Origin of the sequence: Stenotrophomonas lacuserhaii (assembly GCF_039674585.1) — a bacterium.
Lineage (GTDB): Bacteria > Pseudomonadota > Gammaproteobacteria > Xanthomonadales > Xanthomonadaceae > Stenotrophomonas > Stenotrophomonas pennii_A.
In genome coordinates, this window is record NZ_JBDJNU010000004.1 from 26387 (window position 1) to 46841 (window position 20455).

The window sequence follows — 20455 nt, forward strand, 5'->3', positions numbered from 1 at the left end:
TTTCCCGCGGGCGGATTGACGAAAAATTAAGCTGTCGAAGTGGACACTCGGTGTATGAACACGGGGATCCGATCCATGAAACGACTGCTGCTGGCATTTACGATCACGGCGCTGCTGAGCGGCTGTGCGACGACCACCTCACCCACCGGGCGGCGCCAGGTGGTCGGCGGCGTTTCCCAGGCACAGCTGGACCAGTTGGGCGCGCAAGCCTTTGCTGAAACCAAGCAGAAGGAAAAGATCAGCACCGACGCCAGGCAGATCGCCTACGTGCAATGCGTGGTCAATGCACTGGTTGCACAGCTGCCGCCACAGTATCGGGGGGTTCGCTGGGAAACGGCGGTGTTTGCCGACAACGAACCCAATGCGTTCGCCCTGCCCGGCGGCAAGGTCGGCGTGAATTCCGGCATCTTCACCGTGGCCAAGAACCAGGATCAGCTGGCGGCCGTCATCGGCCATGAAATCGGCCACGTCATCGCACGCCATCATGAAGAGCGCATTACCCGGCAGATGGGAGCGCAGACCGGCTTGTCGGTGGTCGGCGCCCTGGCCGGTGCGGCCTACGGCGAAACGGCAGCCAGCGCGGTGAACCAGTTCGGCGGAATGGGCGCGCAGACGCTGTTCCTGCTGCCCGGCTCGCGTACCCAGGAAAGCGAAGCTGACGTGGTTGGCCAGAAGTTGATGGCCGAGGCCGGATTCGACCCGGCGCAGGCGGTGAACCTGTGGCAGAACATGATGGCCGCCAGCGGTGGCCGCAGCCCGCAGTGGCTGTCGACCCATCCCGATCCGGCCAACCGCATCCGCGAACTGCAGCGCGATGCACCCGGCCTGCAAGGCGTGTTCCAACAAGCGCAGGCGGCGGGACGCAAACCACGCTGTAGCTGAATATCCGTTAATTTGCTGTGATGCAGCACAGGAAACGATTTCTCAGGTCGCATAATTCTGATACGTTTGGCGGCTCAGATTTTTCTGACGTCCGTCATTGCTGCCGCTACGCGGTCCGATCGAGGTGAAAGATATGCTCCGTAACCCCAAGCAAGCCCTGCTGACCATGCTGATTGCGACCACTGTCAGCGGTGTCGTGATCGCCGATGCTGCCGCGCAGGCACGTTCGGCCGACCGTTCGGAACAGCGCGAGCGTCGTGGCAGCAGCAAGGCCGCTGCGGCCGAAGTGCTGTACCCGAACGCTACCCGCCAAGAGCCGGGCATGAAGTCCTCGGCGAAGCTGGGCAAGCAGCTGCAGAAGCTGGTAGACAGCTACAACGAGCAGAAGTTCCCGGAGACCGTGACCGAAGCGACCGCGATCCTGGGCAACAGTGCCGCCAACGAATACGACAAGGCGCTTGCCGCCCAGCTCGCTTCGCAGGCTGCCTACCAGCAGGACGACGTTGCCGGCGCCAAGCGTTACCTGCAGCAGGTGCTGGACGCCAACGCGATGGACAACAACGGCCACTTCCAGTCGATGCTGATGCTGGCCCAGCTGCAGCTGCAGGATGATGACAAGGCCGTGCAGGCCCAGGGCCTGACCCTGATCGACAAGTATTTCGCTGAAAGCGGTTCGAAGAAGCCCGAGGAACTGGTTTCCAAGGGCCAGGCGCTGTACCAGCTGGAGCGCTACCAGGAAGCGATTCCGGTGCTGAAGGAAGCCATCGCTGCCTCGCCGGAGCCGAAGGACCAGTGGAACCAGCTGCTGATGGCCGCCTACGCCGAAGCCGGCCAGACCGGTGAAGCCGTGGCCGCCGCCGAGGCCGTCGCCGCCAAGAACCCGAACGACAAGAAGGCGCAGCTCAACCTGGCGAACATGTACATGCAGGCCGACCAGATGGACAAGGCCGCCGGTGTCATGGACAAGCTGCGTGCTTCGGGCCAGTTGACCGAAGAGCGCGAATACAAGCAGTTGTATTCGATCTACGCCAATACCGAGAACAAGGAAAAGGAAGTAATCTCGGTGATCAACGAAGGTCTCGAGAAGGGCATACTGAAGCCGGACCATCAGGTTTACCTGGCACTGGCCCAGTCCTACTACTACTCAGAACCGCAGCAGGTGGACAAGGCGATCGAGGCGTGGCAGAAAGCCGCTCCGCTGTCGCCCACTGGCGAAACCTACCTGAATCTGGCACGTGTCCTGCACAGCGAGGGCAAGATTCCCCAGGCCAAGGAAGCAGCGCGTCAGGCCAAGGCCAAGGGTGGCCTGAAGAACGCCGCGGATGCGGACAAAATCATCAACCTGAAGTAAGTAGGAATAACGCCTGAATGCCTGCGCGAAGCGTGCGCAGGCACTCAGGATTGGTATAAGCTTGGAGGTTCCTGCGGTGTCATGCACCGCTGATCAGGGATCCCGCCCCCCGGGTATCCCGGCCCCACAATCGAGCTCTTGGCGCATGACGGAACAACTAGTCTTTCACCGCTACGAAGAAACTGAAGAGAAGGGCCTGAGCTGGCCCCGCATCTTCGGCATCGCGTTTGTTATCGCACTGCATCTGGCTGCCTTCATGATGCTCCTCATTCCTGCCGTCGCCCCCAAGGCCGCTGCAGAGAAGGAGCGCAACGTGATGGTGACCATCGTCGATGCACCGCCGCCGCCGCCTCCGCCGCCGCCGCCGCCGCCGCCGGATGAAACGCCGCCGCCGCCGGTGAAGAACCTGTCGCCGCCGAAGCCGTCGCCGGTTCCGCCGCCGCCGCAGGCGCCGATCGTCGACGTGCCGGAACCGCGCCCGAACGATATCGTCACCCCGCCGTCGCCGCCCGCGCCGCCGGCACCGCCGACCTCCATCGAGGCCAGCGTCGATATCTCGTCCAAGAACATGAATCCCCCGCGTTACCCGCCGGCCGCATTCCGCGCAGGTATCCAGGGTGAAGTGATCCTGATCATCGATGTCGATGCCCAAGGCAACGTCACCAATGTCACGGTCGAGAAATCCAGCCGTAACCGCGACCTGGATCGCGCTGCAATGGAAGCTGCACGCAAGTGGCGCTTCAACGCAGCCGAGTCGGGCGGCAAGAAAGCCGCGGGCCGCGTACGCGTACCGGTCAATTTTGCGCTGAGCTGATGCACCGGGTGGCCGCCGTGCCACCCCGCTGATGGCTCTTATGATTAGCTACACCCTTCAACACCACACACAACAAAGGTAAGCGTCATGCTGCAGGAAATTTTCATCGCCGCTGCTGCCGGGGGCAACTCCAACGCCCTGTCGCAGATGGGCTTCGAGCACCTCATCCATGAAATGACCAGCCAGCCGGGCGACTTCGCAGTCTCCTGGGTGGTGCTGATCACCCTGATCGTGATGTCGGCCATGTCCTGGTACTGGACTGTCATCAACATCTTCCGCGCCAGCCGCCTGAAGGCCGCTGCCGACAAGGTCACCAGCCTGTTCTGGGATACCCCGAACGCGCAGGACGCCATCCGTGCGATGGAAGAACAGCCGGCTTCGGAGCCCTTCTCGAAGATCGCCCTGGACGCCGCACAGGCTGCCGCCCACCACCAGCGTGCCGAAGGCGGCGCAACCGGTGGCCTGGGTGAGACCCTGAGCCGTTCGGAATTCGTTGATCGCGCCCTGCGTCAGGCCGTGACCCGCGAAAGCAACAAGCTGCAGTCGGGCATGACCCTGCTGGCCACCGTCGGTGCAACCGCTCCGTTCGTCGGTCTGCTGGGTACCGTGTGGGGCATCTACGGCGCGCTGATCAAGATCGGTGCAACCGGTTCGGCCTCCATCGATGCCGTCGCCGGCCCGGTGGGTGAAGCGCTGATCATGACCGCGATCGGCCTGTTCGTGGCTATCCCGGCCGTGTTCGCCTTCAACTTCTTCAGCAAGATCAACAGCGCGACCATCAGCCGTTTCGATACCTTCGCGCACGACCTGCACGACTTCTTCGCTACCGGTTCGCGCGTCCGCTAAGGACGCGCTGTACCCGGCACGAAGGTAGTTCACACCGATCTAGACGGAGCCCGTTATGGCTTTCAGTAGTGGTAACAGCGGCGGCCCCATGGCCGACATCAACGTTACGCCCCTCGTGGACGTGATGCTGGTGCTGCTGATCATCTTCATCATCACGGCGCCTCTGATGTCCCACAAGGTCAAGGTCGAGCTGCCCGAAGCCAACCTGATCCAGAACCCGGACGATGCCAATGATCGCAAGGGTCCGATCACGCTGGCAGTGAAGGAAGACGGTTCGATTTTCTGGAACGATGAGGAAATCGACCGTGGGACGCTCGAGTCCCGCCTTTCCACCGCGGCCCAGCAGACCCCGCAGCCGCCGTTGAACCTGCGTGGTGACCGCACGACCAAGATGCGCGTCATCAACGAGCTGACCAAGGTCGCGCAGGAACAGGGCATGCTGGACGTCGGCTTCGTTGCGACCAAAGAGAAGGGGCAGTAAGCCATGGCATTCAGTTCTGGTGGTGGCAAAGGCCCCATGGCGGATATCAACGTCACGCCCCTCGTGGACGTGATGCTGGTCCTGCTGATCATCTTCATCGTGACCGCGCCGATCATGACCTACCCGATCGCCGTGGATCTGCCGCAGCGCGTGCTCAACCCGCCCCCGGTGACGGTTGAACCGCCGCCGCCGGTCGAGTTGCGCGTCGATGCGAGCAACCAGGTGTTCTGGAACAACAGCCCGGTCGCCGTGGGCGAACTGCAGCAGCGGATGGAACAGGAGGTCCAGCGTGACCCGACGAACCAGCCGGAACTGCGGATCGACGCGAGCCCGGACTCGGAGTACGACGTGATGGCCAAGATCCTGGCCGCCTCGAAGAACGCCCAGATGAAGAAGATCGGCTTCGTACAGCAGTAAACGCGACACGCAGTCCGCACTCATGACGCGACTGGAAAACGCCCTCGGAAACGGGGGCGTTTTTTTATGCGCGCTATCGGCCCACGCATGCTCGCGTATCATCCGGCGATGATTGCCTTTTTCGACGCCCTGCGACACGGGCTTGATGCCATTCCCCACCTCGGCAAGGGGATGGCGATTGCCTACGTGCTGTACCTGATCGGCCTGACCGGCTGGATCATGCTGCAGAAACGCGAGCCGGTGGCCACGCTCAGCTGGATACTTTCGCTGGCGGCGCTGCCGTATATCGGCCTCTTCATTTACTACCTGCTGGGCCCGCAGAAAGTAAAACGGCAACGCCTGCGCCGCGGCCGTTCGCGTTCCGGCATGGAGCATTACAGCAGCGTCTGCCCACCCGATGCGGACTGCACCGAACTGGCCGCCATCGGCCAGGCCACCACCGGCCTGGCGCCGAGCAGCGCCACCGAAGTTGAATGGCTGGTGGACGGCGCGGCGACCTATGCCGCCCTGCTGGAGGGCATCAACCAGGCACGCGACCACGTGAACCTGGAGTACTACATCTTCGAACCGGACCACACCGGCACCGCCGTGCGCGATGCACTGGTGGCTGCCGCACAGCGCGGGGTGCAGGTCCGGCTGCTGCTGGATGCAGTCGGCGCCGGCAACATCCGCGCCGCGTTCCTGAAGCCGCTGCTGGATGCCGGTGGCGAGGCCGTGTGGTTCCATCCGCGGCAGCTGCTCAAGCCGTTCAAGCGCCCGTGGTTGAACCTGCGCACCCACCGCAAGCTGGTGGTCATCGATGGCCTGCTGGCCTTCACTGGTGGTATCAACATCACCGACGAAGAGAACGAACAGCGCGACCCGAACGCCTACCGCGACCTGCACATGCGGTTGCGCGGGCACGTGGTGCGCAGCCTGCAGCTGGTCTTCATGGAAGACTGGCTGTATGCCAGCGGACAAGACGCCCAGCAGTTCGACCAGGCGCGGCTGTGGCCACGTGAAACCCCGAGCCGCGACGACGGCAGCATCAACGCGCAGGTGCTGGTGTCCGGCCCGGATTCCGGTTGGGAAACCATCCATCGCCTGCACGTGGCGGCGATCCACGAAGCCAAGCACCGCGTGTGGCTGGTGACGCCCTACTTCGTGCCCGGCGAAGCCGCACGCATGGCGCTGACATCGGCCGCGCTGGGCGGGCTGGAAGTGCGCCTGCTGGTGCCGAAGATGAGTGACTCGTGGTTCGTCACCCAGGCCGCGCGATCGTATTTCGACGAGCTGCTGCAGGCGGGGGTGAAGATCTACGAATACGGCCCGCGCATGCTGCACACCAAGGCCTTCATCGCCGACGACGACGTGTGCATCGTGGGCACCGCCAACTTCGACCACCGCAGTTTCCGGCTCAACTTCGAACTGTCCATGCTGCTGCGGGACAAGGACCGCGTGGCCGAGCTGGCCGGCATCCTGGACCATGAGTTCGACAGCGCCAGCCGCGTCCACAACGAACGCAACCGCGGCCTGTGGCGGCACCGCCTGCCTGAAGCCTTCGCACGGCTGGCCTCGCCGCTGTTGTGACAGCGGCGCTACACTGCGCGCTTCCGTCACCGTCCCGCCTGCCGTCATGACCCGCCTCAGCGTCAACGTCAACAAGATCGCCGTGCTGCGCAACTCGCGTGGTGGCCACGACCCCGATGTGCTGCGTGCCGCGCAGGCCTGCCTGGACGCCGGTGCGCACGGCATCACCGTGCACCCGCGCCCGGACCGCCGTCATATCACCGCCGAAGACGTGCATGCCCTGTCCGCGCTGACCACCGCGCGCGGGGTCGAGTTCAACATCGAAGGCAACCCGTTCGCCCCGCCGCGCGAAGGCTACCCGGGGCTGCTGCCGCTGTGCGAGGCCACCCGTCCTGCACAGGCCACGCTGGTGCCCGATGGCGATGGCCAGCTGACATCCGACCATGGCTTCGACTTCGCCGCCGACAGCGAGCGCCTTCGCCCGCTGGTAGCGACGCTGAAGGCGGTGGGCTGCCGGGTCAGCCTGTTCGTGGATGCCGGAAACCCGCTGCTGGAACGCGCGGCCGACGTCGGTGCCGACCGTATCGAGCTGTACACCGGGCCGTATGCCGAAGCGCACGCCGCCGGCGATGCCACCGCGATGCTGGACCTGTTCGCCACCGCCGCGCGCCGTGCACAGGCAGTGGGCCTGGGCGTCAACGCCGGCCATGACCTGTCGCAGGCCAACCTGCGCGCCTTCCTGACCGGCGTACCCGGCGTGCTGGAAGTCTCGATCGGCCACGCCCTGATCAGCGAAGCCCTGTACGACGGCCTGGACGCCACGGTGCGCGGCTACCTCAGCCAGCTGTAACCCCCTTGGTAGCGCCGACCCATGGTCGGCGGAAACCATCACGCCCCGTGGAGCCCACCCCCCGGTAGTGACGGCCGCTGGCCATCAACCCGCCCCCCCCGGTGGGTGACGATCGCCCCCCCGGTGGGTGACGACCGTTGGTCGTCACAGCCCTAACCCGGCCCACCGTCGCACCCCCTGAGACACCCATCCCCTACCCTGCGCTGCGCACATCGTGGCTTGCAATGTCCTGCGCCCTGTCCCGGCATGACCCGAAGTCCTGTGGATAACCATGGGGGCAAGCCAAACCCCCATCCCCCGTCATGCCTACAGCCACCTGAATCCCAGCGCATTGCATACCCTGTGGTTAGCAATAATACTAACCGCACTCACCTCAGAAGAATCCCATGGGTCGCCCCGATTCCATCCCCCACATCGCCATCAAAGGCCGCGGCAGCACCACCCACATCGCCGGCCGCTTCGAAAGCACGGTCAGCGAAGCGGTGGACGATGGCTGGGAAGCCGAAGAAAGCGAAGAGTTCCTGGCGCCGCGCCTGCGCACCGAAGTGCGCGCCGAAACCGCCCGCAGCATCATCAGCCGCAACAACTCACCGGACGTCGGCTTCAGCCAATCGGTGAACCCCTATCGCGGCTGCGAACATGGCTGCTCGTACTGCTTCGCACGGCCCTCGCATGCCTATCTGAATCTGTCGCCCGGGCTGGATTTCGAGACCAAGCTGTTCGCCAAGACCAACGCAGCGCAGCTGCTGCGCAAGGAACTTTCAAAACCCAGCTACGTGCCACAGCCGATCGCGCTGGGCATCAACACCGATTCCTACCAGCCGATCGAACGCAAGTTCAAACTGACCCGACAGCTGATCGAAGTGATGCTGGAAACCCGCCATCCGTTCTCGTTGATCACCAAGAACGCACTGGTCGAGCGCGATATCGACCTGCTGGCGCCCTTGGCCGAACAGAACCTGGTGAGCGTGCATTTCTCGGTGACTTCGCTGGATCCGCATCTGTCTTCGAAACTCGAACCGCGCGCGGCCGCACCGCATGCACGGCTGCGTGCGATGCGCCGGCTGCACGACGCCGGCATTCCGGTCGGGGTGATGGTGGCGCCGGTGATTCCGTGGATCAACGATGCCGAACTGGAAGCCGTACTGGAAGCCGCGCGCGATGCCGGTGCATCGAGTGCCGGCTATGTGCTGCTGCGCCTGCCACTGGAAGTGGCGCCGCTGTTCCGCGATTGGCTGGAGACGCATTACCCGGACCGCGCCACGCACGTGATGAGCACCATCAACCAGCTGCGCGGCGGCAAGGATTACGACAGCCAGTTCGGCACCCGCATGCGCGGCCAGGGCGTGTATGCGGACCTGCTGTCGAACCGCTTCAAGCTGGCACGCAGGCGACTGGGATTCGATGCGCAGAACAGCCACTGGCCGAAGCTGGATTGCACGAAGTTCGAGCGGCCCGCACCGCCGAAGGCGGATTCGCCGCAGGGGTCGTTGTTCTAGGGGGGGGCGTCCAAGATAGCGCGCCCGCACTTCACAGTTTTTCTCATGGACGCAGGTGCACACCGCTGTGCACGATGACCGGGCTGGTGCCCAACGTGCCAGCCGGGATTGGCGTCCCGTATGACTTAAGGCAAATAGCTCTGTTGTAGCCCACGGGCACGGCGGAGAATGCACTGCGTTGCCAGTTATATGGCGGGTGGTGCGCGGGGATCCCGATCCGCCGGATTTGCTACATGCCTTAAGTTGCCGGTACGCCAACCCGCATCGCCCGCCACCTCGCGCTTCGGCGCAGGTGGCCCTTGCCATGCGAGGTCCTTCGATGTCCATGCAGCCCCGGCACGCCGTGCACGTGTCCTTGTTCCTCATCAGCAGGCCGTTCCGATGAAGGCCGGTCGCGCGCCACTTTCCTATGCGGAGATGGAAGCGGCAGGTCACTTCGACCGGCCCAGCACACCGCAGGCGGTGATTGATTACTTGAACGCGTGCATTGCCGAAAGCGAAGGCGATGCGGCGATCTTTGGCGAGGCCCTCGCCTATGTTGCTGGCGATGCAGGATTGCGTGCCATCGCGTGCGAATGCAGGCTGCCTGTCGAGGTGGTGCGTCGCCAGTTGTACGGCCGACGCACGTTGACCCTGCGCACGATGATGGGCGCGCTACGCGCGTTGGGATTGACGCTGCGGGTGGACGCTGTCGAAGGCATGCGGCCGGCTGAGTGAACCTGCAGCGCGCGGAAGCCCGGATCGCGTTTGCGGATCCGCCGCGATTACACTTTGCGATTACTTCCATGGAGTGCAGGGATGCGCTTGCTGCCCCTTGTCGTGCTGTTGCTGGTCGCCAACGTCGCATCGGCCTATGACCTGCCGACCTTCGTGCACTACGCCATTCATGGCACCACCGACCGCGAGCTGGGCAACGCGATGCGCTCGCTGGGGCCGGCCGATCCCACGGGAAAGCGCTATCCGGGGCATGCCGAATGGAATGTGTCGTGGACGTATCGATGGCAGTCGCAGGGCAACCGGTGCTTGCTCACTTCGCCGTCTGTTCAATTGAAGGGCACGATCACCCTGCCCCGTTGGGAAGACCGCGACAGGGCGAATCCGGAACTGCAGGAGCGATGGGACCGCTTCCTGGCGGCGCTTACCGTGCACGAGCAGGGTCACTTCGCGTATGGCGTAGCCGCTGCCGATGAACTCCGCAGGCAGTTCGTCAGCGTGAAGTCGAACAAGGGCTGTGCGGCGCTGGCGACGGAGGTGGACAGGTTGGGTCGGGCGATCATCGAGGAATACCAGCAGCGGGACCGGCAGTACGATGTGGATACCGCGCACGGCCTCACCCAGGATGCGGTGCTCTGACTTGCAGCGCGGCAAGCGCGTGACGACCAACGGTCGTCACCCACGGAGGCAGGTCAACACCCACCGATGCAGGTGGCGAAGAGGGTAGCGCCGAGCCACGCTCGGCGAGCGCAGCGGTCTGGCTGTCAGGGAACGGCAAGCGCGTGACGACCAACGGTCGTCACCCACCGAGTCAGGTCGTCACCCATCCGACCCCTGGCAGCAGCGATGAGCGATTTCTGAAAGGCAGTTCGCGTCGTGTCCCGGAAGATAGGCGCCGTGCAGAGGCAACGCCAATCAATATCGACTCCATCAATCGAATTGAGGACGCAACGCCCCACGGAAGGCGGGCCCATGAGCAGGACGCTCGCTGCCAAGCATCCTCATCTCCCCGGGCGTCGCTGCACATGTCGGCCAAGGGAAAGGTGGACACGTGTGCGTTCAGCGCCCGGGGAAATGGGGACCTTAGCCGCCGTAAAGCTTCTGCGCGGACTGGAACAGGATCCAGCTGGTGGCGATGACCTTGTCGCCGCCCTGCGGACGATTGCCGCGATGGGTATGGGTGAAGGCGGTCGGCGCGATCAGCAGGCTGCCGGTGCGCGGGGTGACCTTGCGCTGCTGGAAATGAAACTCGGTCTCGCCCTCTTCGAATTCATCGTTGAGGTACAGCGTCCACAGCAGGTGGCGGTGCAGGGTTTCCGCCTTCTCGTCCTTCGGATACAGCTCGCAATGCCAGTAGGGGTAACCGCCCTCGCCTGCTGCATACCATTGCAGGTTGATCGCGCCCGGCCGCAGGCAGGTGCGCGCAAGATCCGACAGCGCGGCCGGGCTCATGTCGGGGAAATCTTCTGCCGTGAGGCGCTTGGGCTGACCGTTGCTGTCTTGGATCTGCAACATCAGCGGGGCGATCAATGCCTGTGGATAACGGCGTAGATAAGTCAAAAGCCCGTTGAAAACGGCCTGCTGCAGGACGCTTTCAACATCCGCCCAGTCGGCCAGCCCGCTGATGCGGAGATCCTTGCTGCGCTTGAGTTCAGGGAATACACCACTACCTACCGCACCCGGTTGCAGGCGGTCACTTGCGCGCAGTCGCGCCGCGATAGCCGCGCACACATCGGCGGGCACGGCGTTGTGGATCACTTCAATGAAATCAACAGGGTCCTGCGTCTGCATGCCTGGATCCTTCGCCAGCGGGCCCTTGATGGTGCCCACTGGCGCAGGGGTTGTCACGTCACGGACATGTGCGACGGCCAAGCGAGCAAGCTCGCCTGCTACTCAGTTCGCGGAGGCGTCGTGCTGCTGGTGGTACTTCACCGCGGCGGCCACTTCATCGCGCGAGCCGAGGAACACCGGCACGCGCTGGTGCAGCTGGTCCGGCTGGATGTCCAGGATCCGCGCGCGCCCGGTGGAGGCGGCGCCGCCGGCCTGTTCCACCAGCAGGCCCATCGGGTTGGCTTCGTACATCAGGCGCAGCTTGCCGGCCTTGGACGGATCCTTCTTGTCCCACGGGTAGATGAAGATGCCACCGCGGGTCAGGATGCGATGCACGTCGGCCACCATGCTGGCGATCCAGCGCATGTTGAAATCCTTGCCGCGCGCGCCTTCCTTGCCTTCCAGCAGATCGGCCACGTAGGCCTGCATCGGGGCTTCCCAATGCCGCTGGTTGGACATGTTGATGGCGAACTCCTGGGTGGCCGCCGGGATCTGCATGCCTTGGGTGGTGAGCACGAACTCGCCGGTTTCGCGGTCCAGGGTGAAGGCATGGGTGCCGTGGCCGACGGTCAGCACCATCTGCGTGCTCGGCCCGTAGATGCAGTAACCGGCGGCGATCTGCGCCGTACCCGGCTGCAGGAAGCTCTCGTCACTGGGGCATTCGACGTCCTTCGGGCAGCGCAGCACGGAGAAAATGGTGCCCACGGACACGTTCACGTCGATGTTGGAGCTGCCATCGAGGGGATCGAACAGCAACAGGAAATCACCGCGCGGATAGATGTCCGGCACCGGCTGCGAATGGTCCATCTCCTCGGACGCGCAGGCGGCCAGGTGACCGCCCCAGGCGTTGGCTTCCAGCAGGATCTCGTTGCTGATCACATCCAGCTTCTTCTGCGCCTCGCCCTGCACGTTGCCGGTGCCGGCTTCGCCGAGCACGCCGCCGAGCGCGCCCTTGCTGACCGCGATGGAGATGTTGGTGCAGGCACGCCCGACCACGGCGATCAGCTGGCGCAGGTCGGCATTGATGCGGCCGGCATGCTGTTCCTGGATGAGATACCGGGTCAACGACGTACGGGACATGGGCAGGGCTCGAGCGACGGAAAGATGCGTCTATTGTCGCCGCCCGGATGCAAAAAAGGGGACGGAGGGGATTAAGTCGTTATCAGCTAGTGCGAGCCGATAACGACTTAATCCCCTCCGTCCCCTTTTTGTCGGGTCAGGCCTTGGCGACGTTGGCTACGGCCTGGGCGACGTAGTCCAGGTTGTTCTGGCTCAGCGCCGCCACGCAGATGCGGCCGGTGCCGACCGCGTAGATGCCGTACTCATCGCGCAGCTTCTCCACCTGCACCCGGCTCAGGCCGGAGTAGGAGAACATGCCGGCCTGGTCGTTGATGAAGGCGAATTCCGGCGCGCCCAGGGCGGCCAGGCGGTCCACCAGCCCATGCCGCAGGGCGTGGATGCGCTCGCGCATCTCGGTCAGTTCGGCTTCCCACAGCGCACGCAGCTCCGGGCTGTTCAACACGCCGGCCACCAGCGCGGCGCCGTGGTTGGACGGGCTGGAGTAGATCGTGCGGATGATCCGCTTGATCTGCGACTGCACGGCCTTGGCTTCGGTGGCGTTGGGGGCGACGATCGACAGCGCGCCCACGCGCTCGCCATACAGCGAGAACGACTTGGAGTACGAATTGGCGACCACGAAGCTGTCGATCCCGGCCTCGGCGATGATGCGCACGGCGGCGCCATCCTGCTCGATACCCTTGTCGAAGCCCTGGTAGGCCATGTCGATGAACGGGAACAGCTGCTGTTCCTTGAGTACTTCAGCCACCTGCTTCCACTGGTCCACGGTCAGGTCGGCACCGGTGGGGTTGTGGCAGCAGGCGTGCAGCAGCACCACCGTGCCCGGCTGCAGCTTCTGCAGGTCGGCCAGCATCGCGGGGAAGTCCACGCCGTGCGTCTGTGCGTCGAAGTAGCTGTACTCCAGCACGTCAAAGCCGGCCGCACCGAACACGGCGCGGTGGTTTTCCCAGCTGGGGTTGCTGATGGCGATGGTGGCGTGCGGCAGCAGCGTCCTCAACAGCTCGGCGCCGACGCGCAGCGCACCGCTGCCCCCCACGGTCTGCGTGGTCGACACGCGGCCAGCGGCCAGCAGCGGCGATTCCTTGCCGAACACCAGTTCGCGGGTGGCCTGGGTATAGGCCGGCAGTCCATCGATGGGCAGGTAGCCGCGCGGTTTGGCTTCGGTGGCGAGCTGCTGCTCGATCTGCTTGACGGCGCGAAGCAGCGGAATGCGGCCGCTTTCGTCGTAGTAGATGCCCACACCCAGGTTGACCTTGGTCGGACGGCTGTCGGCGTTGTACGCCTCGGTCAGGCCCAGGATCGGGTCACCGGGGACCAGTTCCACGTTTGCAAAGAAGGACACGGCGGTACTCATTCGGTAAGGGGGAGGAAGAAAGCACGCAGCAGCGCCGCCGCCCACCGGGCGGGGACCACGCCATCGTAACAAAGCGTGCCGATGGCGCGGCATTCCTCGTCACGCCGTGGCCGGTACCATGGCGCGTTCATGCTTGCTGTTGAACCTGAATGATGAACCTGCCCCCGGCCCGTCGCCGCCTGTCCCTGGCCTGCGCCCTGCTGCTGCCCGGCCTCGCCTTCGCCCAGTCGCCCCCGGCCACGCGCAGCCTGCCTGCGGTGGAAGTCGAGGCCGCCCGGGTGACCGGCATCGACCCGTTCGCGCTGCCGTCCAGTTCGGACACGGTGTGGATCGATGACGACCGCAGTGGTCCGCAGGCCCAGCTGGCCGAGGCGCTGGGGGGTATTCCGGGCGTACTGGCACGTGATCGCCAGAACCTCGCGCAGGACACCCAGTTGTCGATCCGCGGCTTCGGTGCGCGTTCCACCTTCGGCGTGCGCGGCGTGCGCGTGCTGGTGGACGGGGTACCGGCGACCATGCCCGACGGCCAGGGCCAGCTTTCGCACGCCAGCCTGCTCGGTGCCGAGCGCATCGAGGTGCTGCGCGGGCCGTTTTCGGCGCTGTACGGCAATTCCTCCGGTGGGGTGCTGCAGGTGCATACCGCGCAGGGCCGCGAAGGCGATCCATGGCGGCTGAGGTTGAATGCCGGTGCCGACAACACGCTCAGCGTGGGTGCCCACCTGCGCGGCGTGCAGGGTCCGGTGGACTACAACGTCGCCGCCAACCACTTCCGTACCGATGGCTGGCGCGACCACAGCGCGGCCCGCCGTGAATCGCTGAACGCGCGACTGGGTACGGCCGTGGGCGAGGACCGGCTGGAACTGCTGGTGAACTACCTGGATGCGCCCAACGCGCAGGATCCGCTCGGCCTGACCCGTGCCCAGGTGGCTGCCGACCCGCGCCAGGCGACCGCAGTGGCGCACCAGTACAACACCCGTAAATCGGTGCGCCAGTCGCAGGCCGGGCTGGTCTACAGCGGCCAGCGCGCCGCCCACCGCTTCCGCCTGACCGGCTATGCCGGCCAGCGTGAGGTGACCCAGTTCCTGGCCATTCCGCCGGGCCCGCAGGCCAATCCGCTGCACGCCGGTGGGGTGATCGGACTGGATGGCGATTTCGGCGGTCTGGATGCGCGCTGGGGCTGGAACGGTCAGCTGGCCGGACGCGCGCTGGATGTCACCGCCGGGGTCAACGCCGACCGCCAGCGCCAGCACCGCACCGGCCATGAAAACTTCGTCGGCGACGCACTGGGCGTCCGCGGCCGGCTGCGCCGTGACCAGCGCGACACGGTGTCCAACGTGGACCAGTTCGTGCAGGCCTGGTGGCAGTGGAGCCCGCGCTGGTCGGTGTTGGCCGGCGCGCGCCACAGCAGCGTGCGCTTCCGTTCGCAGGACCATTACATCGTCGGCCGCAACCCGGACGACAGCGGCAGCAGGCGCTACCAGGCGACCACGCCGGTGGCCGGGGTCAGCTTCGAAGTGACTCCGCAGTGGCGCCTGCACGCTGCAGTCGGCCGTGGCTTTGAAACCCCCACCTTCAACGAACTCGGCTATCGCGCCGATGGCCAGGCCGGTCTGGCGCTGGGCCTGTCCGCCGCGCGCAGCCGCAATGTGGAAATCGGCAGCAAATGGCAGGCCCAGGACGGTCGCCGGCTGGAGGTGAGCCTGTTCCGCGCCGATACCGACGACGAGCTGGCCGTGGCCAGCAACACCAACGGCCGCAGTACCTACCGCAACATCGGCCGTACCCGCCGCCAGGGCGCGGAGCTGTCATGGCACCAGCCGCTGGCGCAGGATTTGGACCTGCAGGTGGCCTGGACCTGGCTGCAGGCCGAAGTGCGCAGCGCCTACCTGGCCTGCGCCGGCAGCGGCTGCGCGGTGCCGGATACGCCGGTTGCCGCCGGCAGCCGGTTACCCGGCGTGCCGCGCCAGCAGGCCTTCGCGCGGCTGGAATGGCAGCCGCGTGACTGGCTGTGGGCGGCTGAAGTCACCGGCAGCAGCGACACGGTGGTCAATGACCTGGCCACCGAGCGTGCCCCGGGCTACGCGGTGATGAACGTGGAAGCCGCCCGCCGCTGGACCCTGCGCGGCGGCGACCTGCGGGTATTCGCCCGTGTGGACAACCTGCTGGACCAGGGTTACATCGGCTCGGTGATCGTCAACGACGGCAACGGCCGCTACTACGAACCCGGCCCGGACCGCCGCGGCAGCCTGGGCGTGCAGTGGTCCTGGCGCTGACTGCCGGACCGGTAGTGACGGCCGCTGGCCGTCAACTCCCTGGACTCTTCCCCACCCCTCAATCCGGCGCCTTCGCCGGCACGAACGGTGACGTGGGATCACTCGCCGGGAACGTCTCTTCCAGCGCCTCGTCCTGGTTGTCACTGGCGTGCTGCTTGCGTTCGCGACGCTTGAGCGGGCTTTCCTGGCCACCACGATGGCGGTCACCGCAGTCCTTGCGGTCCTGTGCAGCCTGGTCGCTGACATGCCGCACCGGCAGGTGCGCGTCGTCCGTGGCGGCCGCGTCGTCCGCATCGACGAACGGCGCGCCGGTACCGCGCTCTTCGGCATTCATGTTGTCGTGCTTGCCACGCTGTTCGCCGGGCACGGGGGGAGTGGCTTGGCGCAGTGGGTCGCGCGAGGTGTCTCTGTTCATGGCGGCTCTCCTCGTTGAGGCCCCTACTACAGCCCCTCAGAGGTAAAGCCACTGCGAATCCCGCGTCATCAACACATCGATCACGACTGGATAACGGCGCCGTGGTTACATCTGGCCGCCCGCCCTGCAAGCTGGAGCCGCGCCATGAACCGCCCGGAACGTCCCGCGCCCTCGGTCTTCAATTCCCGGCGCGACCCGCTGGCCGGCAGCCCTGCCCAGCGCCGCGCCCGCCGCCAGCAGCGTGAAGATCCGCAGGCCGTCGCGCAGGATTACCTGCAGTACATGCTCAACGATTACGACGACCGGCGCCGACAGGCCCACCGCAGCTGGCGTGACCTGTGCCCGGCGTACGCCTTCGCGCTGACCACCCACGCGGCGAACTGGCCGCGCGGCGGCGGCGAGGACACCGAGGGCGAACTGGCCGCGCAGTGGGAGCTCATGCGCGGCGAATCGCGGTTGCGCTGGCCCAAGGCGCGCGAGGTGGTCGAAGATGCCTGGCTGGCGCTTGACCACATGCCTGCCCCGGCCGTGCGCCCACTGCTGCAGTGACCGGTGAAAGGAGCCAGGGTCCGCACCCTGACCCCTTCTTGAGCTGGTGGACACGATCGTTTCACGCGCGCGCGCTGAAGCTGGATGCTCCTTGACCCTACGGTGCGTCCCATGGCCCGCCCGATCTGGACCGGTACCCTTTCCTTCGGCCTGCTCAACGTGCCGGTCTCGCTGATGTCCGGCGAGCGCCGGACCGACCTGCAGTTCCGCATGCTGGATTCGCGCGACAAGAAACCGATCCGGTTCGAGCGGGTCAACGCCGATACCGGCGAGGAAGTGCCGTGGAAGGATATCGTCAAGGCCTTCGAATACGACAAGGGCAGCTACGTCGTGCTGGAAGAGGGCGACATCAAATCAGCCGCGCCGGAAAGCCATGAGACCGTCGAGGTGGAAAGCTTCGTCGACGCCGCGCAGATCGACCCGCGCTATTTCGAGAAACCGTACCTGCTGGTGCCGGGCAAGAAGGCCGAAAAAGGCTACGTGCTGCTCCGCGAGACACTGCGCAGTACCGGCAAGGTCGGCATCGCCAAGGTGGTGGTGCGCACCCGCGAGTACCTGTGCGCGGTGATGCCCAACGATGACGCGCTGGTGCTAATGATCCTGCGTTATCCGCAGGAACTGGTGGACCCGGCCGACTTCAAGCTGCCCGACGGCAAGCTGTCCGATTACCGCATCAGCAGCAAGGAAACGGCGATGGCCGAACAGCTGATCGAGTCGATGGCCGGCGACTGGGACCCGACCCAGTACCACGACGAGTTCCGTGCGCGGCTGCAGGATGTGCTGACCAAGCGCATCAAGCAGGATGGTGGCACCACCACGGTGGAAGACGAGCCGACCCCGCGCGAGGACGCCAGCACCAACGTGGTGGACTTCATGTCGTTGCTGCAGAAGAGCCTGGAGGCCAACAAGCGCACCCCGGCCAAGAAGACCGCCGGCAAGACGGTGAAGAAGGCCGCGACCAGGAAGGCCAGCAAGGCACCAGCCAGGAAGACAGCAGCCAAGAAGGCGCCCGCCAAGGCGCCCGGCAAGGCCGCGAAGAAGGCCGCGCCACGCCGCAAGGCGGGCTGAGCCATGTCCCTGGACCAGTACCGCCGCAAACGCAGGCTCGGCGCGGCCAAGGGCAGCACGCCGGAGCCGGATGACCTGCAGGCCGGGCCGGGCAGCCCGGCGGATCGGCCGATCTTCGTAGTGCAACTGCACCATGCCAGCAGCCGGCATTATGACTTCCGCCTGCAGATGGGCGAGGTGCTGAAGAGCTGGGCGGTTCCCAAGGGACCCTCGCTGCGGGCCGGCGAGAAGCGGCTGGCGGTGGAGGTGGAAGACCATCCGCTGTCCTACGCGGCGTTCGAGGGCGACATTCCGCAAGGCCACTACGGTGCCGGGCACGTGGACGTCTACGACCACGGCAACTGGGCCATGGACGGTGATCCGCTGGAAGCGCTGGCCGCCGGCAAGCTCGACTTCGAACTGCACGGCGAGCGCCTGCGCGGCGGCTGGAAGCTGGTACGCACCAACCTGAAAGGGCGCCAGGTGCAGTGGCTGCTGATCAAGCGCAACGATGCCCATGCCACCGATGCGGAGGCCGACGACCTGCTGGAGGCCCCGGCTGCGACGTCGACCACCGCCACCCGGAAACGCAAGGCCGCGGCGTCGAGAAGCACGCCTGCGGCGGCACCGCGGGCACGCAAGGCGGACGCGCGCTGGCACAAGCGCGCGCTGGCGCTGCAGGGCGCGCGCGACACCCCGTATCCGCACCAATACGCGCCGCAGCTTACCGATCATCGCCAGAACGCTCCCGACGGCGAACGCTGGCTGCATGAGATCAAGTGGGATGGCTACCGCCTGCTGGCCGATCTGCACGACGGCAAGGTGACGCTGCGTTCGCGCAACAACCTGGACTGGAGCGATGATTTCCCGGAAGTGAGCCAGGCGATCGCCGCGCTGCCGGTCAACGATGCGCGGCTGGACGGCGAACTGGTGGTGCTGGATGACCAGGGGCGCAGTGACTTCAGCGCGCTGCAACGGGTGATCGACGGCACCGCGAAACAGCCCTTGCGCTACATCGTGTTCGATCTGCCCGGCGTGGCCGGGGTCGATATCAGCCGCGCGCCGTTGCTGGAGCGCAAGACACTGCTGAAGGCGCTGATCGGTGATGTGCCGGGCACGCTCGCCTACAGTGACCATGTACTCGACCACGGCCCGGCGGTGTTCGCCGCCAGCGGCAAGGCCGGCTTCGAAGGCATCATCAGCAAGCAGGTGGATGCGCCGTACACGAACGGCCGGGCGCGCAGCTGGGTGAAGATCAAGCACGAACAGACCGATGAATTCCTGGTGGTCGGCTACACCGCGCCCAAGGGCGCACGGCAAGGCTTCGGTTCGCTGCTGATGGCCACGCCGGACAAGGGCGGGCTGCGTTACGTGGGCCGTGTCGGTACGGGTTTCGATGAGGCGAAGCTGCGCGCGCTGAGCGCCTCGCTGGGCAAGCTGGCGACCTCCAGCGCTGCGGTCGAGCTGCCGGCACACGTGCCGTTCCGCGCCGCCAGCGTGCACTGGGTGAAGCCCACGCTGGTGGCCGAGGTGGCCTTCCGTGGCTGGGGCAAGGAGGGATTGCTGCGTCAGGCCAGTTTCAAACGCCTGCGCACCGACAAAACCGCGCCCGACCTGCAGCCCGACCGCGCCCAGCCTGCCGCCGCGCCGGTGAAAGGCAAGGAATCGTCCCTGCACATTACCCACCCCGAGCGCGTGGTCTACCCGAAGCAGAAGATCCGCAAAGGCGAAGTGGCCGACTACTACCGTGCGATGGCGCCGTGGATACTGCCGGAGATCAGCGGCCGGCCGCTGTCGCTGCTGCGGTGTCCACAGGGCGTGGGCAAGGCGTGCTTCTTCCAGAAACACCACGGCCAGGGCCTGGGCGATGCGGTGCGTGCGGTGCCGCTGGAACAGAAAAGCGGTACCGAGGATTACGTCTACATCGACGATGTGGAGGGGCTGCTGCAGCTGGTGCAGATGAACACCCTGGAGTTGCATCCCTGGGGGGCGACGGTGGCCGATCCCGAACATCCGGACCGGCTGGTGTTCGACCTGGATCCCGGCGACGGCGTGAACTGGACGCAGATCAAGGCGGCGGCCCGGGACATCCGCGCTCGCCTGCAGGAAACCGGGCTGGAAAGCTTCGTACGGTTGTCCGGTGGCAAGGGCCTGCACGTGGTGGTGCCGTTGCAGCCGCAGGCCGACTGGGAGCAGGCGAAGGCGTTCTGCGAGTCCTTCGCGCAGGCGTTGGCACAGCACGCGCCGGACCGCTACGTGGCCAGCATGAGCAAGGCCAAGCGCAACGGGGTGATCTTCATCGACTGGCTGCGCAATGCACGCGGGGCCACCAGCGTGTGTTCGTGGTCGTTGCGGGCGCGCGAGAGCGCCGGCGTGGCGGTGCCGCTGCGCTGGGAAGAACTCGGCCGCGTCGCGGCGGCCGATGCGTTTCCGCTGGACAAGGCGTTGGCGCGGGCCAAGCGCCTGAAGGGTGATCCCTGGGAAGGGATCACCACGCTGGAGCAGGTGTTGCCGACGCTGGGGCGGTGACGACCAACGGTCGTCACC

The 20455-nt window shown here is 65.7% G+C and carries 19 protein-coding genes; 15 read left to right on the forward strand and 4 right to left on the reverse strand.

Annotation, left to right across the window (positions count from 1 at the left end):
• The first annotated feature begins 75 nt into the window (after positions 1-75).
• From ABE522_RS02530 to ABE522_RS02580, 11 genes are all read left to right on the forward strand, one after another.
• Positions 76-882 (forward strand): M48 family metalloprotease, encoded by an 807-nt coding sequence (locus ABE522_RS02530; RefSeq protein WP_346590334.1) that lies wholly within the window; start codon positions 76-78, stop codon positions 880-882.
• A 133-nt stretch (positions 883-1015) separates the two neighbouring features.
• Positions 1016-2233, forward strand: coding sequence for a tetratricopeptide repeat protein (locus tag ABE522_RS02535; RefSeq protein WP_346590335.1), 1218 nt, complete (start codon positions 1016-1018; stop codon positions 2231-2233).
• Between the two features lie 145 nt (positions 2234-2378).
• Positions 2379-3047 (forward strand): energy transducer TonB, encoded by a 669-nt coding sequence (locus ABE522_RS02540; RefSeq protein ID WP_042612137.1) that lies wholly within the window; start codon positions 2379-2381, stop codon positions 3045-3047.
• Between the two features lie 87 nt (positions 3048-3134).
• A complete protein-coding gene (gene exbB, locus ABE522_RS02545) occupies positions 3135-3893 on the forward strand; it encodes a TonB-system energizer ExbB (RefSeq protein ID WP_042612136.1) in 759 nt (252 codons plus the stop codon).
• A gap of 55 nt (positions 3894-3948) precedes the next feature.
• The gene (locus tag ABE522_RS02550; protein WP_042612135.1) at positions 3949-4374 is read left to right on the forward strand and encodes an ExbD/TolR family protein; all 426 of its coding nucleotides are present in this window, start codon (positions 3949-3951) and stop codon (positions 4372-4374) included.
• Positions 4375-4377: 3 nt separating this feature from the next.
• Complete coding sequence (locus ABE522_RS02555) at positions 4378-4791, forward strand: ExbD/TolR family protein (RefSeq protein ID WP_057509018.1); 414 nt, start codon at positions 4378-4380, stop codon at positions 4789-4791.
• 108 nt (positions 4792-4899) lie between these two features.
• Positions 4900-6360 (forward strand): cardiolipin synthase, encoded by a 1461-nt coding sequence (gene cls / locus ABE522_RS02560; protein WP_346590431.1) that lies wholly within the window; start codon positions 4900-4902, stop codon positions 6358-6360.
• A gap of 46 nt (positions 6361-6406) precedes the next feature.
• Positions 6407-7150 (forward strand): pyridoxine 5'-phosphate synthase, encoded by a 744-nt coding sequence (locus ABE522_RS02565; RefSeq protein ID WP_346590336.1) that lies wholly within the window; start codon positions 6407-6409, stop codon positions 7148-7150.
• A 386-nt stretch (positions 7151-7536) separates the two neighbouring features.
• Positions 7537-8649 (forward strand): PA0069 family radical SAM protein, encoded by a 1113-nt coding sequence (locus tag ABE522_RS02570; RefSeq protein WP_320505955.1) that lies wholly within the window; start codon positions 7537-7539, stop codon positions 8647-8649.
• 381 nt (positions 8650-9030) lie between these two features.
• On the forward strand, positions 9031-9366 hold the full coding sequence (locus ABE522_RS02575) for a helix-turn-helix domain-containing protein (protein ID WP_346590337.1): 336 nt from the start codon (positions 9031-9033) through the stop codon (positions 9364-9366).
• Positions 9367-9447: 81 nt separating this feature from the next.
• On the forward strand, positions 9448-10002 hold the full coding sequence (locus ABE522_RS02580) for a DUF922 domain-containing Zn-dependent protease (protein WP_346590338.1): 555 nt from the start codon (positions 9448-9450) through the stop codon (positions 10000-10002).
• 444 nt (positions 10003-10446) lie between these two features.
• Here ABE522_RS02580 and ABE522_RS02585 read toward each other — a convergent pair whose 3' ends face one another.
• The 3 genes from ABE522_RS02585 to ABE522_RS02595 form a co-directional block, all read right to left on the reverse strand.
• Positions 10447-11154: a 2OG-Fe(II) oxygenase family protein gene (locus ABE522_RS02585; RefSeq protein WP_346590432.1), complete on the reverse strand. Its 708-nt coding sequence runs from the start codon at positions 11152-11154 to the stop codon at positions 10447-10449.
• 102 nt (positions 11155-11256) lie between these two features.
• Complete coding sequence (locus tag ABE522_RS02590) at positions 11257-12273, reverse strand: class 1 fructose-bisphosphatase (protein WP_346590339.1); 1017 nt, start codon at positions 12271-12273, stop codon at positions 11257-11259.
• Between the two features lie 136 nt (positions 12274-12409).
• The gene (locus ABE522_RS02595; RefSeq protein WP_346590340.1) at positions 12410-13612 is read right to left on the reverse strand and encodes an amino acid aminotransferase; all 1203 of its coding nucleotides are present in this window, start codon (positions 13610-13612) and stop codon (positions 12410-12412) included.
• A gap of 164 nt (positions 13613-13776) precedes the next feature.
• Here ABE522_RS02595 and ABE522_RS02600 point away from each other — a divergent pair, with 164 nt between their 5' ends.
• Positions 13777-15897: a TonB-dependent receptor family protein gene (locus ABE522_RS02600; protein ID WP_346590341.1), complete on the forward strand. Its 2121-nt coding sequence runs from the start codon at positions 13777-13779 to the stop codon at positions 15895-15897.
• A gap of 58 nt (positions 15898-15955) precedes the next feature.
• On the opposite strand, the gene ABE522_RS02605 is transcribed toward ABE522_RS02600, so the two are convergent.
• Entirely contained in the window at positions 15956-16312 is a 357-nt protein-coding gene (locus tag ABE522_RS02605) for a hypothetical protein (protein ID WP_346590342.1), read from the reverse strand.
• Between the two features lie 144 nt (positions 16313-16456).
• Between ABE522_RS02605 and ABE522_RS02610 the strand changes: the two genes are divergently transcribed.
• The 3 genes from ABE522_RS02610 (at position 16457) to ligD (ending at position 20437) form a co-directional block, all read left to right on the forward strand.
• Positions 16457-16861, forward strand: a complete 405-nt coding sequence (locus ABE522_RS02610) for a hypothetical protein (protein ID WP_346590343.1) — start codon at positions 16457-16459, stop codon at positions 16859-16861.
• 111 nt (positions 16862-16972) lie between these two features.
• Positions 16973-17929 carry a non-homologous end joining protein Ku gene (ku, locus tag ABE522_RS02615; RefSeq protein WP_346590344.1) on the forward strand — a complete coding sequence of 319 codons (957 nt, stop codon included), beginning with the start codon at positions 16973-16975 and terminating at the stop codon, positions 17927-17929.
• Between the two features lie 3 nt (positions 17930-17932).
• Positions 17933-20437 carry a DNA ligase D gene (ligD, locus tag ABE522_RS02620; RefSeq protein ID WP_346590345.1) on the forward strand — a complete coding sequence of 835 codons (2505 nt, stop codon included), beginning with the start codon at positions 17933-17935 and terminating at the stop codon, positions 20435-20437.
• The last annotated feature ends 18 nt before the right edge of the window (positions 20438-20455 follow it).

Coding starts and splice junctions, on each gene's coding strand:
- ku (WP_346590344.1), top strand. CDS start 16,973: ATGGCCCGCCCGATCTGGACCGGTACCCTTTCCTTCGGCCTGCTCAAC.
- ABE522_RS02580 (WP_346590338.1), top strand. CDS start 9,448: ATGCGCTTGCTGCCCCTTGTCGTGCTGTTGCTGGTCGCCAACGTCGCA.
- ABE522_RS02575 (WP_346590337.1), top strand. CDS start 9,031: ATGAAGGCCGGTCGCGCGCCACTTTCCTATGCGGAGATGGAAGCGGCA.
- ABE522_RS02535 (WP_346590335.1), top strand. CDS start 1,016: ATGCTCCGTAACCCCAAGCAAGCCCTGCTGACCATGCTGATTGCGACC.
- exbB (WP_042612136.1), top strand. CDS start 3,135: ATGCTGCAGGAAATTTTCATCGCCGCTGCTGCCGGGGGCAACTCCAAC.
- ABE522_RS02570 (WP_320505955.1), top strand. CDS start 7,537: ATGGGTCGCCCCGATTCCATCCCCCACATCGCCATCAAAGGCCGCGGC.
- ABE522_RS02530 (WP_346590334.1), top strand. CDS start 76: ATGAAACGACTGCTGCTGGCATTTACGATCACGGCGCTGCTGAGCGGC.
- ABE522_RS02550 (WP_042612135.1), top strand. CDS start 3,949: ATGGCTTTCAGTAGTGGTAACAGCGGCGGCCCCATGGCCGACATCAAC.
- ABE522_RS02590 (WP_346590339.1), bottom strand. CDS start 12,273: ATGTCCCGTACGTCGTTGACCCGGTATCTCATCCAGGAACAGCATGCC.
- cls (WP_346590431.1), top strand. CDS start 4,900: ATGATTGCCTTTTTCGACGCCCTGCGACACGGGCTTGATGCCATTCCC.
- ABE522_RS02555 (WP_057509018.1), top strand. CDS start 4,378: ATGGCATTCAGTTCTGGTGGTGGCAAAGGCCCCATGGCGGATATCAAC.
- ABE522_RS02605 (WP_346590342.1), bottom strand. CDS start 16,312: ATGAACAGAGACACCTCGCGCGACCCACTGCGCCAAGCCACTCCCCCC.
- ABE522_RS02585 (WP_346590432.1), bottom strand. CDS start 11,154: ATGCAGACGCAGGACCCTGTTGATTTCATTGAAGTGATCCACAACGCC.
- ABE522_RS02600 (WP_346590341.1), top strand. CDS start 13,777: ATGAACCTGCCCCCGGCCCGTCGCCGCCTGTCCCTGGCCTGCGCCCTG.
- ABE522_RS02540 (WP_042612137.1), top strand. CDS start 2,379: ATGACGGAACAACTAGTCTTTCACCGCTACGAAGAAACTGAAGAGAAG.
- ABE522_RS02565 (WP_346590336.1), top strand. CDS start 6,407: ATGACCCGCCTCAGCGTCAACGTCAACAAGATCGCCGTGCTGCGCAAC.
- ABE522_RS02610 (WP_346590343.1), top strand. CDS start 16,457: ATGAACCGCCCGGAACGTCCCGCGCCCTCGGTCTTCAATTCCCGGCGC.
- ligD (WP_346590345.1), top strand. CDS start 17,933: ATGTCCCTGGACCAGTACCGCCGCAAACGCAGGCTCGGCGCGGCCAAG.